The organism is Rhodococcus sp. ENV425 (assembly GCF_002887785.1).
Taxonomy (GTDB): Bacteria; Actinomycetota; Actinomycetes; order Mycobacteriales; family Mycobacteriaceae; genus Rhodococcus; species Rhodococcus aetherivorans.
The window spans coordinates 671-991 of the sequence record NZ_PCZU01000259.1; the positions used below are offsets into that span (position 1 = coordinate 671).

The following is a 321-nucleotide window of genomic DNA, read 5'->3' on the forward strand; positions in this document are numbered from 1 at the left end:
GGTGTCCAGCACTGTCCAGGTGGCCGCCGCCAGGCTGAGCGCGGTGAGGAGAACGACCAGGAAGATCATGGTCCTATTCTCTCGGGCCGGTGGACCGGAGATTCCGGTCCACCGTGCGAAAGTGGACTGTATGAAGGACGTGTCCGCCACCCCGTCCGCGGCCCGGCTCGCGGCGCTGCTCGGCGATGTCGGAGCCGACCGCGGTCCGCTGTACCGGGCCGTCGCCGCCGCGCTGCGCCGCCGCATCGCCGACGGCCGGCTCCCGGTCGGCGCGCGCCTGCCCGCCGAGCGGGCGCTGGCCGACGCGCTCGGCGTCAGCCG

The 321-nt window shown here is 74.5% G+C and carries 1 protein-coding gene; it reads left to right on the top strand.

The genetic code is table 11. The features are described 5' to 3' along the window. Positions 1 to 130: 130 nt before the first annotated feature. Positions 131 to 321: GntR family transcriptional regulator (locus CQZ88_RS22945; RefSeq protein WP_146034364.1), on the top strand; the 191-nt coding region annotated here is incomplete at its 3' end.